At 65.0% G+C, this 17,090-nt stretch carries 11 protein-coding genes and 4 tRNA genes; all 15 read right to left on the bottom strand.

Features of this window, described 5'->3' with window-relative positions:
• Positions 1-64 precede the first annotated feature (64 nt).
• Positions 65-4,294, bottom strand: a complete 4,230-nt coding sequence (rpoC, locus tag ACFOPO_RS02080; RefSeq protein WP_386700384.1) for a DNA-directed RNA polymerase subunit beta' — start codon at positions 4,292-4,294, stop codon at positions 65-67.
• 113 nt (positions 4,295-4,407) lie between these two features.
• Positions 4,408-8,574: a DNA-directed RNA polymerase subunit beta gene (gene rpoB, locus ACFOPO_RS02075; RefSeq protein WP_386701242.1), complete on the bottom strand. Its 4,167-nt coding sequence runs from the start codon at positions 8,572-8,574 to the stop codon at positions 4,408-4,410.
• 285 nt (positions 8,575-8,859) lie between these two features.
• The gene (gene rplL / locus ACFOPO_RS02070; RefSeq protein ID WP_386700382.1) at positions 8,860-9,231 is read right to left on the bottom strand and encodes a 50S ribosomal protein L7/L12; all 372 of its coding nucleotides are present in this window, start codon (positions 9,229-9,231) and stop codon (positions 8,860-8,862) included.
• A gap of 65 nt (positions 9,232-9,296) precedes the next feature.
• Positions 9,297-9,833: a 50S ribosomal protein L10 gene (gene rplJ, locus ACFOPO_RS02065; protein ID WP_158733601.1), complete on the bottom strand. Its 537-nt coding sequence runs from the start codon at positions 9,831-9,833 to the stop codon at positions 9,297-9,299.
• Positions 9,834-10,239: 406 nt separating this feature from the next.
• Entirely contained in the window at positions 10,240-10,938 is a 699-nt protein-coding gene (gene rplA / locus ACFOPO_RS02060) for a 50S ribosomal protein L1 (RefSeq protein ID WP_158733602.1), read from the bottom strand.
• 3 nt (positions 10,939-10,941) lie between these two features.
• Complete coding sequence (rplK, locus tag ACFOPO_RS02055; RefSeq protein WP_158733603.1) at positions 10,942-11,370, bottom strand: 50S ribosomal protein L11; 429 nt, start codon at positions 11,368-11,370, stop codon at positions 10,942-10,944.
• Between the two features lie 212 nt (positions 11,371-11,582).
• Complete coding sequence (gene nusG, locus ACFOPO_RS02050; RefSeq protein WP_200606520.1) at positions 11,583-12,152, bottom strand: transcription termination/antitermination protein NusG; 570 nt, start codon at positions 12,150-12,152, stop codon at positions 11,583-11,585.
• Positions 12,153-12,156: 4 nt separating this feature from the next.
• A complete protein-coding gene (secE, locus tag ACFOPO_RS02045; RefSeq protein WP_158733605.1) occupies positions 12,157-12,534 on the bottom strand; it encodes a preprotein translocase subunit SecE in 378 nt (125 codons plus the stop codon).
• A gap of 90 nt (positions 12,535-12,624) precedes the next feature.
• Positions 12,625-12,700 (bottom strand) — tRNA-Trp (locus tag ACFOPO_RS02040).
• A gap of 214 nt (positions 12,701-12,914) precedes the next feature.
• A complete protein-coding gene (gene tuf / locus ACFOPO_RS02035; protein WP_200606508.1) occupies positions 12,915-14,105 on the bottom strand; it encodes an elongation factor Tu in 1,191 nt (396 codons plus the stop codon).
• Positions 14,106-14,157: 52 nt separating this feature from the next.
• Positions 14,158-14,233: transfer RNA gene (locus tag ACFOPO_RS02030), tRNA-Thr, on the bottom strand.
• A 37-nt stretch (positions 14,234-14,270) separates the two neighbouring features.
• Positions 14,271-14,344 (bottom strand) — tRNA-Gly (locus ACFOPO_RS02025).
• Positions 14,345-14,458: 114 nt separating this feature from the next.
• Positions 14,459-14,544: transfer RNA gene (locus tag ACFOPO_RS02020), tRNA-Tyr, on the bottom strand.
• A 140-nt stretch (positions 14,545-14,684) separates the two neighbouring features.
• On the bottom strand, positions 14,685-15,722 hold the full coding sequence (locus ACFOPO_RS02015) for an isoaspartyl peptidase/L-asparaginase family protein (RefSeq protein ID WP_386700377.1): 1,038 nt from the start codon (positions 15,720-15,722) through the stop codon (positions 14,685-14,687).
• Positions 15,723-15,967: 245 nt separating this feature from the next.
• Positions 15,968-17,059, bottom strand: coding sequence for a redox-regulated ATPase YchF (ychF, locus tag ACFOPO_RS02010; RefSeq protein ID WP_200606521.1), 1,092 nt, complete (start codon positions 17,057-17,059; stop codon positions 15,968-15,970).
• Positions 17,060-17,090: the final 31 nt, after the last annotated feature.

Below are 17,090 nucleotides of genomic sequence, written 5' to 3'. Positions count from 1 at the left end.
GCCGGGGCAAGCCATTCCGGGGCGGGACCAGGGCGGGAAAACCCGCCCTGCCCCTCTTTGCTGCTTACGAGGCGCTCGAGTCGCCTTCGACCTCGGCCACTTCCGCGGCGACCGGCTCGATCGCCGAAGCGACCGGGGCCGACAGCGCTTCCATTTCCGAGTCGGTCAGGCCCGACGCGTTCTTGCGGCGCAGCGTGTGGTACGCCAGGCCGGTACCGGCCGGGATCAGGCGGCCGACGATCACGTTCTCCTTCAGGCCGCGCAGACCGTCACGGGTGCCGCGGACGGCCGCCTCGGTCAGGACGCGGGTGGTCTCCTGGAAGGAGGCCGCCGAGATGAACGACTCGGTCGCCAGCGAGGCCTTGGTGATGCCCAGCAGGACCGGCTCGTAGCCGGCAAGGATCTCGTTGCGACCGGCCAGGCGGGCGTTCTCTTCGATGAGACGCTGACGCTCGACCTGCTCGCCGTTGAGGAACTTGCTGTCGCCCTGGTCGGTGATCTCGACCTTGCGGAGCATCTGGCGAACGATCACCTCGATGTGCTTGTCGTTGATCTTCACGCCCTGCAGGCGGTAGACGTCCTGGATTTCCTTGGTCAGGTACACGGCCAGCGGCTCGACACCGAGCAGGCGCAGGATGTCCTGCGGGCTCGGCTCGCCGTCCACCACGGTCTCGCCCTTCTCCACGTGCTCGCCTTCGAACACGATGATCTGGCGGTACTTGGGGATCAGCTCTTCGTGCTCGTTGCCGTCGGTGTCCTTGATGATCAGGCGCTGCTTGCCCTTGGTGTCCTTACCGAAGGAGACGATGCCCGAACGCTCGGCCAGGACCGCCGGGTCCTTGGGCTTGCGCGCTTCGAACAGGTCGGCAACGCGCGGCAGACCGCCGGTGATGTCGCGGGTCTTGGACGCTTCCTGCGGGATCTTGGCGACCACGTCGCCCACGCCGACCGGCGCGCCGTCCTGCAGGTTGACGATCGAGCGCGGCGGCAGCAGGTACTGCGCCGGCAGGTCGGTACCCGGGATCGACAGGTCCTTGCCGTTCTTGTCGACGATGCGGACGATCGGACGCAGGTCCTTGCCCTGCGAGCCGCGACGCTTCGGATCGGTGATCTCGCGCGAGGCCAGGCCGGTCAGTTCGTCGGTCTTCTCGATCACGGTCACGCCATCGACGAAGTCGATGAAGCGAACGAAACCGGCGACTTCCGACACGATCGGGTGGTTATGCGGATCCCAGCTGGCCACGGTCTGGCCGGCCTTGATCGCAGCGCCGTCCTTGACGTTGACGGTGGCACCGTACGGCAGCTTGTAACGCTCGCGCTCACGGCCGTGGCCGTCGAGCACCGACAACTCGCCCGAACGCGACACCGCGACCAGGTGGCCGCCGGCGTGGTCGACGTGCTTGAGGTTGTTGAACTTGATGGTACCGGTGGTCTTGACCGTGACGTTGTCGATGGCGGCGGCACGCGAAGCGGCACCACCGATGTGGAACGTACGCATGGTCAGCTGCGTACCCGGCTCACCGATCGACTGCGCGGCGACAACGCCGACCGCTTCGCCGTGGTTGACCAGGTGGCCGCGACCGAGGTCGCGACCGTAGCAGTGCGAGCACACGCCGAAGGAGCTGCGGCAGGTGATCGTCGAACGGACCTTGATCGACTGGACGCTGGCGTCGTCGAGCTTCTGCACCCAACCCTCGTCGAGCAGGGTGTTGCGGGTGACGATCGGCTCTTCGTCGTTGCCCGGCAGGAACACGTCCTCGGCCACGACGCGACCCAGCACGCGGTCGCGCAGCGGCTCGACCACGTCGCCGCCTTCCACGATCGGGGTCATGGTCAGGCCTTCCAGCGTGCCGCAATCGTCCTCGGTGATCACCACGTCCTGCGCCACGTCGACGAGGCGACGGGTCAGGTAACCGGAGTTCGCCGTCTTCAGCGCGGTATCGGCCAGGCCCTTACGAGCACCGTGGGTCGAGATGAAGTACTGGAGGACGTTCAGGCCTTCGCGGAAGTTCGCGGTGATGGGCGTCTCGATGATCGAGCCGTCCGGCTTGGCCATCAGGCCGCGCATACCGGCGAGCTGTCGGATCTGGGCCTGCGAACCACGGGCGCCGGAGTCGGCCATGATGTAGATCGAGTTCATCGACTTCTGGTCGATGGTCTCGCCCTTGGCGTTGAGCACCTTCTCGGTGCCGATCGCGTCCATCATCGCCTTGGCCACGCGCTCGTTCGTGCGCGACCAGATGTCGACGACCTTGTTGTAGCGCTCGCCGGCGGTGACCAGGCCCGACTGGTACTGCTCCTGGATTTCCAGGACCTCGGCTTCCGCCTCGGCCAGGATGCCCTTCTTCTCGACCGGGATCAGCATGTCGTCGATGCCGATCGAGACGCCGGCGCGGGTCGCGTAGGCGAAGCCGGTGTACATCAGCTTGTCGGCGAACACGACCGTGTCCTTCAGGCCGAGCATGCGGTAGCAGGAGTTGATCAGTCGGCTGATGTTCTTCTTGGTCAGCTCGACGTTGGCCAGCGCGAACGGCAGGCCCTCCGGCAGGATCTCGCGCAGCAGGGCGCGACCCACGGTCGTGTCGACGATCGAGGTCTTCTGCTCGCTGGTGCCGTCCTCGTTCTTCACCGTCTCGGTGATGCGGACCTTGCACTTGGCGTGCAGCTGCACGACGCGGTTGTCGTAGGCGCGCTTGACTTCGGCGACGTTGGCGAACGCCATGCCCTCGCCTGCCTTGTTCTCAAGGCCGCGGGTCATGTAGTACAGGCCCAGCACGACGTCCTGCGACGGCACGATGATCGGCTCGCCGTTGGCCGGCGACAGGATGTTGTTGGACGCCATCATCAGCGCACGCGCTTCCAGCTGGGCTTCCAGCGAGAGCGGCACGTGGACGGCCATCTGGTCACCGTCGAAGTCGGCGTTGAACGCGGTGCAGACCAGCGGGTGCAGCTGGATCGCCTTGCCTTCGATCAGCACCGGCTCGAACGCCTGGATGCCCAGGCGGTGCAGCGTCGGTGCGCGGTTGAGCAGGACCGGATGCTCGCGGATCACCTCTTCGAGGATGTCCCACACCTCGGCCTCTTCGCGCTCGACGAGCTTCTTGGCGGCCTTGATGGTGGTGGCCAGGCCACGGCGCTGCAGCTTGGCGAAGATGAAGGGCTTGAACAGCTCGAGCGCCATCTTCTTCGGCAGGCCGCACTCGTGCAGGCGCAGCGTCGGGCCGACCACGATGACCGAACGGCCCGAGTAGTCGACGCGCTTGCCCAGCAGGTTCTGGCGGAAGCGACCCTGCTTGCCCTTGATCATGTCGGCGAGCGACTTGAGCGGGCGCTTGTTGGTGCCGGTGATGGCACGGCCGCGACGGCCGTTGTCCATCAGTGCGTCAACCGACTCCTGCAGCATGCGCTTCTCGTTGCGCACGATGATGTCGGGCGCATTGAGTTCGAGCAGGCGACGCAGGCGGTTGTTGCGGTTGATGACGCGGCGGTACAGGTCGTTGAGGTCGGAGGTCGCGAAGCGGCCGCCGTCCAGCGGAACCAGCGGACGCAGGTCCGGCGGCAGGACCGGCAGCACGGTCATGACCATCCACTCCGGGCGGTTGCCCGACTCGAGGAAGGCTTCGACCAGCTTGATGCGCTTGGTGAGGCGCTTGAGCTTGGTTTCGCTGTTGGTCGAGGAGATCTCTTCCTTCAGCTGGACCATCTCCGACTGCAGGTCGATCGTGCGCAGCAGCTCGTAGACGGCCTCGGCGCCCATGGCGGCCTCGAAGTCGTCGCCGTGCTCCTGGCGCGCCTGCAGGAACTGCTCTTCGGTCAGCAGGTTGCCGCGCTCGAGCGCGGTCAGGCCCGGCTCGGTGACGACGTACGCTTCGAAGTACAGGATGCGCTCGATGTCACGCAGGGTCATGTCCAGCATCAGGCCGATGCGCGAGGGCAGCGACTTGAGGAACCAGATGTGCGCGACCGGCGAGGCCAGGTCGATGTGGCCCATGCGCTCGCGACGGACCTTGGCCAGGGTGACCTCGGTGCCGCACTTCTCGCACACCACGCCGCGGTGCTTCATGCGCTTGTACTTGCCGCACAGGCACTCGTAGTCCTTGATCGGACCGAAGATGGCGGCGCAGAACAGGCCGTCACGCTCGGGCTTGAACGTGCGGTAGTTGATCGTTTCCGGCTTCTTCACTTCGCCGAACGACCACGAACGGATCAGGTCGGGCGAAGCCAGCGCGATCTTGATCGCATCGAAGTCGATGGTCTGTCGCTGCTGGTTGAACAGATTCAGAAGGTCTTTCATGGTTTTCTCCGGGAATCGGGAATAGAGATCGGGGAAGCGTCAGATCGGGCTTGTGGGCGGGAACCGGTCGCTTGCGCGGTGGCCGGTTCCCTTCCCTTTCGCCCTGAGTTTCCTCAGTTCTCTTCCAGCTCCATGTTGATCGCGAGCGAGCGGATTTCCTTCACAAGCACGTTGAAGGACTCCGGCATGCCGGCGACCATTTCGTACTCGCCGTCGACGATGTTCTTGTACATCTGGTTGCGGCCCTGCACGTCGTCGGACTTCACCGTCAGCATTTCCTGCAGGGTGTAGGCCGCGCCGTAGGCTTCCAGCGCCCAGACTTCCATCTCACCGAAGCGCTGGCCACCGAACTGCGCCTTGCCACCCAGCGGCTGCTGGGTGACGAGCGAGTACGGACCCGTGGAACGGGCGTGCATCTTGTCGTCGACCAGGTGGTTCAGCTTCAGCATGTGCATGTAGCCGACCGTGACCGGACGCTCGAACGACTCACCGGTGCGACCGTCGAACAGCATGGTCTGGCCGCTGGTGGGCAGGTCGGCGAGCTCGAGCATGCGCTTGATCTCCGACTCGGCGGCACCGTCGAACACCGGGGTTGCCATCGGCACGCCGTCGATCAGGTTCTTGGCGAGCGTCAGCAGCTCCTCGTCGCTGAACTGGGTCAGGTCGACGCGGTCACCGGCGATCTTGGTGTCGTGGTTGTAGATGTCGTCGAGGAACTGGCGCAGCTCGGAGACCTTCTGCTGTGCTTCCAGCATGCGCTGGATCTTCTGGCCCAGGCCCTTTGCGGCCCAGCCCAGGTGCACTTCGAGGATCTGGCCGATGTTCATACGCGACGGCACGCCCAGCGGGTTCAGGACGATGTCGACGGTCTGGCCGTCGGCCGCGTACGGCATGTCCTGCACCGGCACGATGGTCGACACGACACCCTTGTTGCCGTGGCGGCCGGCCATCTTGTCGCCCGGCTGGATGCGGCGCTTAACGGCGAGGAACACCTTCACCATCTTCAGCACGCCCGGTGCGAGGTCGTCGCCCTGGGTGATCTTGCCGCGCTTGTCGGCGAAGCGCTTCTCGAACTCGGCCTTGTGGACCTCGATCTGCTTCTGCGCGCGCTCGATGGCTTCAACTGCTTCCTCGTCCTTCATGCGCAGGGTGAACCAGTCCTTGCGGGACAGGCCTTCCAGCACCAGCGAGGTGACGGTGTCGCCCTTCTTCAGGCCACCGCCGCCATTGGCGACGCGACCGATCAGCTGGGTGCGCAGGCGGTCATAGATGGCCGCTTCGAGGATGCGGAACTGGTCGTCGAAGTCCTTCTTGACGCGACGGATCTCGTATTCCTCGATCTGGCGCGCGCGCTTGTCCTTCTCGATGCCGTCGCGGGTGAAGACCTGCACGTCGATGACGGTGCCGTCCATGCCCGGGGGAACGCGCAGCGAGCTGTCCTTAACGTCGGAGGCCTTCTCGCCGAAGATCGCGCGAAGCAGCTTCTCTTCCGGGGTCAGCTGCGACTCGCCCTTCGGCGTGACCTTGCCGACCAGGATGTCGCCGGCACGCACTTCGGCGCCGATGTAGACCACGCCCGACTCGTCGAGGCGGTTGAGGGCCTGCTCGGAGACGTTCGGGATGTCGGCGGAGATTTCCTCCGGTCCCAGCTTGGTGTCGCGGGCGACGCAGGTCAGCTCTTCGATGTGGATCGTGGTGTAGCGATCCTGCTCGACCACGCGCTCGGAGAGCAGGATCGAGTCCTCGAAGTTGTAGCCATTCCACGGCATGAACGCGACCAGCATGTTCTGGCCGAGCGCGAGCTCGCCGATGTCGGTCGACGGACCGTCCGCCAGCACGTCGCCGCGCGCAACCACGTCACCGACGTTCACCAGCGGGCGCTGGTTGATGCAGGTGTTCTGGTTGGAGCGGGTGTACTTGATCAGGGTGTAGATGTCGACGCCGGCATCGGTCTCGCCAACGATTTCCTTCTCGTTGACCTTGACCACGATGCGGCCTGCGTCGATCTGCTCGATCACGCCACCACGACGGGCATTGACGGTCACGCCCGAGTCACGCGCCACGGCGCGCTCGATGCCGGTACCGACCAGCGGCTTCTGCGCACGCAGCGTCGGCACGGCCTGGCGCTGCATGTTGGCGCCCATCAGTGCGCGGTTGGCGTCGTCGTGCTCGAGGAACGGCACCAGGGCCGCAGCGACCGACACGGTCTGCATCGGCGAGACGTCCATGAAGTGGATCTCGCTCGGCGGACGCAGCATCGACTCGCCCTGGAAGCGGCAAGCAACGAACTGGGCGGTGATGTTGTTGTCGTCGTCGGTCGGTGCATTGGCCTGGGCGATGACGTACTCGTTCTCTTCGATCGCCGACAGGTACTCGACGGCGTCGGTGACGCGGCCGTCGATGACCTTGCGGTACGGCGTCTCGAGGAAGCCGTAGCGGTTGGTGCGGGCGAACACGGCGAGCGAGTTGATCAGGCCGATGTTCGGGCCTTCCGGCGTCTCGATGGTGCAGACGCGGCCGTAGTGGGTCGGGTGCACGTCGCGGACTTCGAAGCCGGCGCGCTCACGGGTCAGGCCGCCCGGGCCGAGGGCCGAGACGCGACGCTTGTGGGTGACTTCCGACAGCGGGTTGTTCTGGTCCATGAACTGCGACAGCTGCGAGGAGCCGAAGAACTCCTTGATCGCGGCGGCCACCGGCTTGGCGTTGATCAGTTCCTGCGGGGTCAGGCCTTCGGACTCGGCCATCGACAGGCGCTCCTTGACCGCGCGCTCGACGCGGACCAGGCCGACGCGGAACACGTTCTCGGCCATTTCGCCGACCGAACGCACGCGACGGTTGCCCAGGTGGTCGATGTCGTCGACCGTGCCGCGACCGTTGCGGATCTCGGTCAGCACGCGGATCACGTCGAGGATGTCGGACGTGGCGCCGTTGGCGTTGCGCAGGCGCACCGACTCATCGTCCTTGCGCTCGGCAAAGTACTTGGCGTCGTAGAGCACCGAAGCGCCTTCGGTTTCCTTGCGGCCGAGGCGACGGTTGAACTTCATCCGGCCCACGGCCGACAGGTCGTAGCGCTCGAAGGTGAAGAACAGGTTGTGGAACAGGTTCTGCGCGGCGTCCTTGGTCGGCGGCTCGCCCGGACGCATCATGCGGTAGATCTCGACCAGCGCTTCCAGCTGCGTCTTCGACGGATCGATGCGCAGGGTGTTGGACAGGTACGCGCCGCGATCGAGGTCGTTCACCCACAGGGTGCCGACCGCGTCGATGCCGGCCTTGCGGAACGAGGCCAGCTGGTCTTCGTTGATCTCGTCGTTGGCCGTGGCCAGCAGCTCGCCGGTCTTGGAATCGACGACGTCGTGCGACAGGATGCGGCCGACCAGGTAGCTGTCCGGCACGGCCAGGGCGGCAATACCCGAGGCCTCCAGCTGCTTGACGTGGCGCGCGGTGATGCGCTTGCCGGCCTCGACGATGATCTTGTCGCCGTCGGCCAGGTCGAAGTCAAGCGTTTCACCACGCAGGCGCTCGGAGACCAGCTCCCACTGCACGCCCTCGGGCATGATGTGGAAGGTGTTGATCTCGAAGAACTCGCGCAGCATTTCTTCGTTGTTGTAGCCCAGTGCGCGCAGCAGCACGGTCACCGGCAGCTTGCGGCGACGGTCGATACGGGTGAACAGCGCATCCTTCGGGTCGAACTCGAAGTCGAGCCAGGAACCGCGGTAAGGAATGATGCGGGCGCTGTACAGCAGCTTGCCCGAGCTGTGGGTCTTGCCGCGGTCGTGGTCGAAGAACACGCCCGGGCTGCGGTGCAGCTGCGAGACGATGACGCGCTCGGTGCCGTTGACGATGAAGGTGCCGTTGTCGGTCATGAGCGGGATCTCGCCCATGTAGACCTCCTGCTCCTTCACGTACTTGATGGCCTTGGTCGACGACTCGCGGTCGTAGATCACCAGGCGCACGGTCACGCGCAGCGGGGCGCCGTAGGAGAGGCCGCGGTTACGGCACTCGCGCTCATCGAACGGCGGATCGCCCAGCTTGTAGCCGACGTATTCCAGCGCGGCGTTGCCGCTGTAGCTGGAGATCGGGAACACCGACTTCAGGGCCGCGTGCAGGCCGCGGTCGGCGCGCTTGGCCGGGTCGATGTTTTCCTGCAGGAACTCGCGGTACGAGTCGACCTGGATGGCCAGCAGGAAGGGAATTTCGAGGATGGATTTGCGCTTGCCGAAATCCTTGCGAATTCGCTTCTTTTCGGTGAACGAGTAGATGGCCTTGGAGGCCGTCGTCATGGAAGCTGTGGTCATGGTGAGCTACCGCCTCGGAGATTTTCGGTGGCTTGCCTGCGCGGCAAGCCGGGGGATCAAAATTGCCAGTGGGAAGTCGCTGGTATTGCCGGCACCAGCACGCCTTCTCCCGCTACTTCCGACTGTCAACTCGTTGGGTAACGCGTTGTTCCTGCCGCTCCCTGGAGGCACTCCTCCAGGAACGGCCAAAGGCCGGGGACTTTCGTCCCCAGCCTCAGGTGGTCGCCAATACTTCGCTCTTAACCAAGAGCCGGCGACACAAGTACTGAATTACTTCAGCTCGACCGATGCGCCGGCAGCCTCGAGGTCCTTCTTGAACTTCTCGGCTTCGTCCTTCGAGACGGCTTCCTTCACGGTCTGCGGAGCACCTTCGACGAGGTCCTTCGCTTCCTTCAGGCCCAGGCCGGTGATGGCGCGGACGGCCTTGATGACTTCGACCTTCTTCTCGCCGGCAGCCTTCAGGATGACGTTGAACTCGGTCTGCTCTTCGACGACGGCAGCGGCAACGGCCGGGCCAGCAGCGACGACCGGAGCGGCGGCGGAGACGCCGAACTTCTCTTCGATCGCCTTGACCAGCTCCATCACCTCGAGAAGGGTCTTCTCGGCAATGGCGTCGACGATCTGTTCGTTGGACAGGGACATGTTATTAACCTCTGGAAATTGATCTTACGAATCGATTTGTAAAGCGAGCTTCGAGGGGTTCCGGCTTACGCCGGTTCCGCCACTGCTTCGGCTTCGGCGTCGGCAACATCGCCACCGCCCTGCTTGTCGGCCACGGCCTTGACGGCGCGGGCGAACATCGTTGCCGGCTCGTTGAGGACGCGGGCCAGCATGGCCAGGGCCTGTTCGAGGGTCGGCAGCGAAGCGAGGACTTCGACGTGGCTGGCCGGATAAACCTGGCCACCCATCGCGACGACCTTGGCCTGCAGCTTGTCGTTACCCTTGGCGAATTCCTTGATCAGACGACCGGCAGCGCCGGGTTCTTCCATCGAGAACGCATACAGCAGCGGACCGGTGAGCACGTCTTTCGCGCACTCGTACTCGGTACCGACAACGGCGCGCGAAGCCAGGGTGTTCTTGACAACCTTCAAGAAAACGCCGGTTTCACGAGCCTTCTTGCGCATCGCGGTCATCTGACTGACCGTGGTGCCCGCGTACTCGACAGCAATCAAGGAGTGGGCCTTGGCGGCGACTTCTGCCAGCTCGGCTACTACTTCTTGCTTCTGGGACAGATTGAGAGCCATTGCACTCCTCCAAATGAACTCCGCTTACGGCTCCTGCCGCTTGCGGTCCTGGGCGATACCGTCCCTGGCATCGGGGATGCGCGAACATCCCGGTGGTGGCCACTCCAGAAAGATTTCCAGAAGGCACCATCTACGCAGGCCGACCCGAACGAGTCCGGATTAAGCAGCCCCGCTTCCACCGACGGCGATTCCCTGCCATGTCGAGCATCCATGCCCGTCGCCGGTAGGCGCTGACCGCACCTGCGGTCTTTGACGGCTATCGCTTCGGGTTTGCACCCTCGGCGATGCCCTCAAAATTTCGCCTCGTCATTCCCGCGCAGGCGGGAATCCAAGGACTTGGTTCTTGCTTCCGCGGACTGAGGCCGAAGCCTCACGTCCTTGGATCCCCGCCTTCGCGGGGATGACATTACTTGAGGGTCAGCGTGCCCTGGTCCACGGCGACGCCGGGGCCCATGGTGGTGCTGATCGAGATCTTCTGCAGGTACTGGCCCTTCGCGGACGACGGCTTGGCCTTGATCAGGTCGAGCAGCAGCGCGGTCAGGTTTTCCTTCAGCGAGGCGTCTTCGAACGAAGCCTTGCCGATGGTGCAGTGGATGATGCCGGCCTTGTCGGTGCGGTAACGCACCTGGCCGCCCTTGGCGTTCTTCACGGCTTCAGCCGGGTTCGGCGAAACGGTGCCGACCTTCGGGTTCGGCATCAGGCCACGCGGGCCGAGCACCTGGCCCAGCTTGCCGACGACGCGCATGGCGTCCGGGGTGGCGATGACGACGTCGTAGTTCAGGTCGCCGGCCATCATCTTCTCGGCCAGGTCGTCCATGCCCACGGCTTCGGCGCCAGCGGCGATGGCTTCGTCAGCCTTCGCACCGGCGGGGGCGAACACCGCCACGCGCACCGACTTGCCGGTACCTGCCGGCAGCACGGTCGAACCGCGAACCTGCTGGTCGGACTTCTTCGCGTCCACGCCCAGGCGCACGGCGACGTCGACGGACTCGACGAACTTGGCCTTGGTGGCGGTCTTCACGATCTTGAGTGCGTCGTCGATGGCGTAGGTCTTGCCCGGGACAACTGCGGCCTGGATGGCCTTTTCGCGCTTGGTCATTGCCATGTCTTAACCCTCCACCACCAGACCCATGCTGCGGGCCGAACCCGCAATCGTCTTCACCGCTGCATCCAGGTCGGCTGCCGTGAGGTCAGCTTCCTTCTGCTTGGCGATCGCTTCGAGCTGGGCGCGGGTGACCTTGCCCACCTTCTCGGTGTTCGGGCGCTTGGAGCCCGAGGCGACGCCGGCGGCCTTCTTCAGCAGCACCGAAGCCGGGGTCGACTTGGTGATGAAGGTGAAGGTACGGTCCGAGTACGCGGTGATGATGACCGGGGTCGGCAGACCCGGCTCAAGCTTGGAGGTCGCGGCGTTGAAGGCCTTGCAGAACTCCATGATGTTCAGGCCGCGCTGGCCCAGGGCCGGGCCGACGGGCGGCGACGGGTTGGCCTGGCCGGCCTTGACCTGCAACTTGATGTAACCGACTACTTTCTTAGCCATTTCTCTCTCTCCGGGTGCAAGCGCCTGGACTTCAGGCTCCCCATCGCGCCGGGAAAATCACGTGTCCCGACATCACGTTGTTAGCAAGTTGTTCTGCAGCACGCCAACGGCCGCCATGCGGCGGCCGGGGCTTCTGGATCGCGCTGAAAGCGGCGAGCCAGTAAGTATATCAGCTATTTAGCGCCGGATGCCAGACCCGGCGCCCGACCGGGTCAGGCCTTCTCGACCTGCCCGAATTCCAGCTCGACCGGGGTCGAGCGGCCGAAGATGAGCACGGCCACGCGCAGGCGGCTCTTCTCGTAGTTGATCTCTTCGACCACGCCGTTGAAGTCGTTGAACGGCCCGTCGATGACGCGGACCATCTCGCCCGGCTCGAACAGCACCTTGGGCTTGGGCTTCTCGACGCCTTCCTGCACGCGCTGCAGGATCATGTCGGCCTCGTGGTCGGCGATCGGCAGCGGGCGGTCGGCGGTGCCGCCGATGAAGCCCATCACCTTCGGGGTTTCCTTGACCAGGTGCCAGCTCTCGTTGTCCATGCGCGGGATGCCCGCTTCGTCATGGGTCGCGATCTGGACCAGGACATAGCCCGGGAAGAACTTGCGCTCGGAACGGCGCTTCTGGCCGGAGCGCATTTCCACGACTTCTTCGGTCGGGACCAGCACTTCGCCGAAACGCTCCTGCATGCCGTCGCGCACGATACGGTCACGCAGCGCCTGCGCCACGGACTTCTCGAAGCCCGAGTAGGCATGTACCACGTACCAACGCTTATGCACTTCGCTCATTTCTTCAGCGCCCCAGCAGGAACTTGACTGCGGCCTGGATCACCACGTCGAAACCGGCCAAGATCAGGCTCAGCACGGCGACGGCAATCATGACCACCCAGGTGGTGCGCATGGCTTCCTGGCGGGTCGGCCAGACAACCTTGCGCAGCTCGAAGCGCGATTCAGACAGGAATTCGCGGGTTTGCAGGCCCTTGGAGCTGGTCAGGAACACACCCGCACCCAGGACAAGGCCGCCAGCGACGGCCAGGGCGCGCAGCGCGCCGGCCCACTGGTCGAAATAGATGTAGGCGGCCACGCCCGCGGCGACCAGCAGCACGGCAAGTGCGTACTTGACGATGTCGCCGGCGGAGGAGGATCCGTGTTGTTCGACCTTGCTGTTCATCCGATCCATCGCGCGGCGGTGAGGCCACGTCTGTAGGTGGTACGACCCGACCACGGATGACCGGGGCTGTGCGGAAGCGCCCGCATGTAGTGGCACGCCAGGAGGGACTCGAACCCCCAACCTGCGGTTTTGGAGACCGCTGCTCTGCCAATTGAGCTACTGGCGTACATCGATAAAGCTTAACGGATTTGCCTGAAGCGGGTTGGACCCGGATTCAGCACCGAAGTTCAGACTCCCTTAGACGGCGACGGCGAGCCGTTGCCGACTCGCCGGGAAGTCCAACAACATCTACGGCAAAACTGACGTCCCTGGATCCCCGCCTTCGCGGGGATGACGAGCTGACAAAGCCGGGCGCGCTTGCGCGCGCCCGGGTCAATTCGTTACTTGATGATCTTCGCCACGACGCCGGCGCCGACGGTGCGGCCGCCTTCGCGGATTGCGAAGCGCAGGCCTTCGTCCATCGCGACCGGGTTGATCAGCGAGACGACCATCTTGATGTTGTCGCCCGGCATGACCATCTCGACGCCTTCCGGCAGGGTCACTGCGCCGGTGATGTCGGTCGTGCGGAAGTAGAACTGCGGACGGTAGCCCTTGAAGAACGGGGTGTGACGGCCGCCCTCGTCCTTCGACAGCACGTACACCTCGGCTTCGAACTCGGTGTGCGGGGTGATCGAACCCGGCTTGCACAGCACCTGGCCGCGCTCGACGTCGTCACGCTTGGTGCCGCGCAGCAGCAGACCGGCGTTGTCGCCTGCCTGGCCCTGGTCGAGCAGCTTGCGGAACATCTCGACGCCGGTGACGGTCGTCTTCTGGGTCGGACGGATACCGACGATTTCGATTTCGTCGCCGACCTTGATGATGCCGCGCTCGATACGGCCGGTCACCACGGTGCCGCGGCCCGAGATCGAGAACACGTCTTCCACCGGCATCAGGAACGCCTTGTCGACGTCACGCTGCGGTTCCGGGATGAAGGTGTCCAGCGCGTCGACCAGCTTCAGGATCGCCGGCACGCCGATCTCCGACTGGTCGCCTTCCAGCGCCAGGCGGGCCGAACCGTGGATGATCGGGGTGTCGTCGCCCGGGAAGTCGTACTTCGACAGCAGCTCACGGACTTCCATCTCGACCAGCTCGAGCAGCTCGGCGTCGTCGACCATGTCGGCCTTGTTCAGGAACACGACGATGTACGGCACGCCGACCTGGCGCGACAGCAGGATGTGCTCGCGCGTCTGCGGCATCGGGCCGTCAGCGGCCGAGCACACCAGGATCGCGCCGTCCATCTGCGCCGCACCCGTGATCATGTTCTTCACGTAGTCGGCGTGGCCCGGGCAGTCCACGTGTGCGTAGTGGCGGTTCGGGCTCTCGTACTCGACGTGTGCGGTCGAGATCGTGATGCCGCGAGCCTTCTCTTCCGGCGCCGCGTCGATCGCGTCGTACGCCTTGAACTCGCCACCGAAACGCTCCGCGCCCACCTTCGTCAGTGCCGCCGTCAGCGTCGTCTTGCCGTGGTCGACGTGACCGATCGTGCCCACGTTCACGTGCGGCTTGGTGCGCTCAAACTTACCCTTGGCCATGACAGTCGACTCTCGCTTGTAGGACGGAATTACGTTGGTGGATCGCTTGTAGTGGTGCTCACGAAAGGAATCGAACCTTCGACCTCCTCCTTACCAAGGAGGTGCTCTACCGACTGAGCTACGTGAGCAGATTGTGCCTAGCAGGTGGGACGTCGCGGCGTTCAATGGAGCGGGAGACGGGAATCGAACCCGCACCATCAGCTTGGAAGGCTGAGGTTCTACCGTTGAACTACTCCCGCGCCGGAACCTACCTGCTTGGGTACTGCGCCGATGGTTGGTAACGCCACCGGTTTGTTGCCTGGTACTGCTGGCCTTGCGACCTGCTGGCCTTGCGACCTTTCGACCACGTGAACTGGTGGAGGGAGGTGGATTCGAACCACCGAAGGCGTAAGCCAGCAGATTTACAGTCTGCCCCCGTTGGCCGCTTGGGTATCCCTCCATTCGACCACCCTCCGCAAATACGCTGCGAGGGGTGAAGAGCCAGCAATTTTGACGACGGTTGCGCGGCATGTCAACGGGGATTGAACGCGAAAGTGCGAACACGGCAATCGCCGTGCCATCGCCGCGCAGGCCAGGCGCTCAGCGCGCGCTGGCGGCCGGGGGCATCGCCAGGGCGTCGTCTGAATAGATCGCCACGTGTGGCACGCCGTCGGCGCCGATCCAGCCCCGGAACATGCCTTCGGTGTTGAACGGCATGGCCACGGCGCCGTCGGCGCCCAGCACGATCGCGCCGCCGTCGCCGCCCATGGCCGGGATTTCCTTGTTGATCACCGCCGCGCCGGCCTGCTGCGCCGATTCGTGCAGGTATTCCATGCGCGCGCAGATCTCCCGGGCCGCCGACACGCGGATGTAGTACTCACCCCAGCCGGTGCCCGACACCGCGCAATGCGCATTGGCGTAGGTGCCGGCGCCGATGATCGGCGAGTCGCCGACGCGGCCGTAGCGCTTGTTGGTCATGCCGCCGGTCGAGGTGCCTGCGGCCAGATACCCCTTGGAATCAAGGGCCAGCGCGCCGACGGTGCCGAAGTGCTTTGCTGTTTCCAGGTCGGTGGAGGCCTTCTTGGCCGCCTCCTCGCGCAGGGCCTTCTGCAGCTGCTGCCAGCGCTTCTCGGTGCGGAAATAGGACGGATCGACCAGCTCGATGCCCTGCTCCTCGGCAAAGGCCTCGGCGCCGTCGCCGACCATCATCACGTGCTCGGAATGCTCCATGACCGCCCGCGCCAGCAGGATCGGATTGCGCACCCGGTGGACGCCGGCCACGGCGCCGGCGGCCAGGGTCTTGCCGTCCATCAGGGAGGCGTCCAGCTCGTTCTTGCCGTCGTGGTTGAACACGGCGCCCTTGCCGGCGTTGAACTCGGGGTCGTCCTCCAGCACGGTGATGGCCGCGGTGACCGCGTCCAGCGCCGGCTTGCCGGCCACCAGCGCCTCATGGCCCTTGCGCAGGGCCCGCTCGAGCGCCGCGCGGGCCCGGGCCTCGCTTTCCGGGGTCATCCCGCTGCGCTCGACCCCTGCCCCGCCATGGATGACCAGGACGGTGCCGGTTTTCCCGGCTGCCATCGCGGCAGGAGCGGACAGACAGAGCGCCAGGACGGCGAACAGGCGATGTAAACGGATCATGGAAGAGCCTCGAAGGGTGTTTGCTGTGCAGGTGGTAACGCGAACGTTGGAAATGGTGGCCTAGCGCGCCAGGCCGGCGGGGCTGCCGGCGGCACCCGAGGGCGCGGCCTGGCAGACCTCGCGAGTATCAAGCTTGCCACCTGCAGATGACCTACCGGTTCGGCGGCGGGTGATTCGTTCGAACGAAGGGCAAAAATGAAAATGCCCCGCTTCGGCGGGGCATTTTCTTTGGTCCGACCGTTGAATCAGACGTTGAAGCGGAAATGCAGCACGTCGCCTTCCTGGACGCGGTATTCCTTGCCTTCCAGGCGCAGGCGACCGGCGTCGCGGGCACCGGATTCGCCCTTGTACTTGATGTAGTCGTCATACGCGATGGTTTCGGCGCGGATGAAACCCTTCTCGAAGTCGGTGTGGATCACCGCCGCGGCCTGCGGCGCGGTCGAGCCGGACTTCACCGTCCACGCGCGGACTTCCTTCACGCCGGCGGTGAAATAGGTCTGCAGGCCCAGCAGCTTGTAGGCAGCGCGGATGACGCGGTTCAGGCCCGGCTCGTCGAGACCGAGATCGGTCAGGAAGGCGTCGCGGTCGGCATCCTCGAGCTGGCTGAGCTCTTCCTCGATCGCCGCGCACACCGGCACCACCTCGGCGCCCTCGCCCACTGCGCGCTCGCGCACGGCGTCCAGGTGCGGGTTGTCGTGGAACCCGTCCTCGAGGACGTTGGCGACGTACATGACCGGCTTGAGGGTCAGCAGGAACAGGTCGCGCACCTGCAGGCGGTCGTCTTCCGACAGGCCCAGCGCGCGCGCCGGCTTGCCCGAATCGAGACCGGCGCGGACGCGGCCGAGCACTTCGACGCGGATCTTGGCGTCCTTGTCGCCGGTCTTGGCGGTGCGCTCGGCGCGCTGCAGCGCCTTCTCAACGGACTCCAGGTCGGCCAGGGCCAGCTCGGTATCGATGGTCTCGATATCGGCGATCGGGTCGACCTTGTTGTTGACGTGGATGACGTCCGGGTTCTCGAAGCAGCGCACCACGTGGGTGATCGCGTCGACCTCGCGGATGTGGGCGAGGAACTTGTTGCCCAGGCCTTCGCCGCTGGCGGCGCCGGCGACGAGGCCGGCGATGTCGACGAACTCGACCGCGGTCGGGATGCACTTCTGCGGCTTGACGATCTCCGACAGCGCGATCAGGCGCGGATCGGGCACCGGCACCACGCCGACATTGGGTTCGATCGTGCAGAACGGGAAGTTGGCCGCCGCAATGCCGGCCTTGGTCAGGGCATTGAAGAGGGTCGACTTGCCGACGTTAGGCAGGCCGACGATGCCGCATTTGATGCCCATGACGCTTTCTCGCTCTGTTGCAGTGCCGGCA

Origin of the sequence: Lysobacter sp. GCM10012299 (assembly GCF_042649405.1) — a bacterium.
In the GTDB taxonomy this organism is placed as follows: Bacteria; Pseudomonadota; Gammaproteobacteria; order Xanthomonadales; family Xanthomonadaceae; genus Lysobacter_J.
This window is presented reverse-complemented; position numbering and strand designations above follow the sequence as displayed.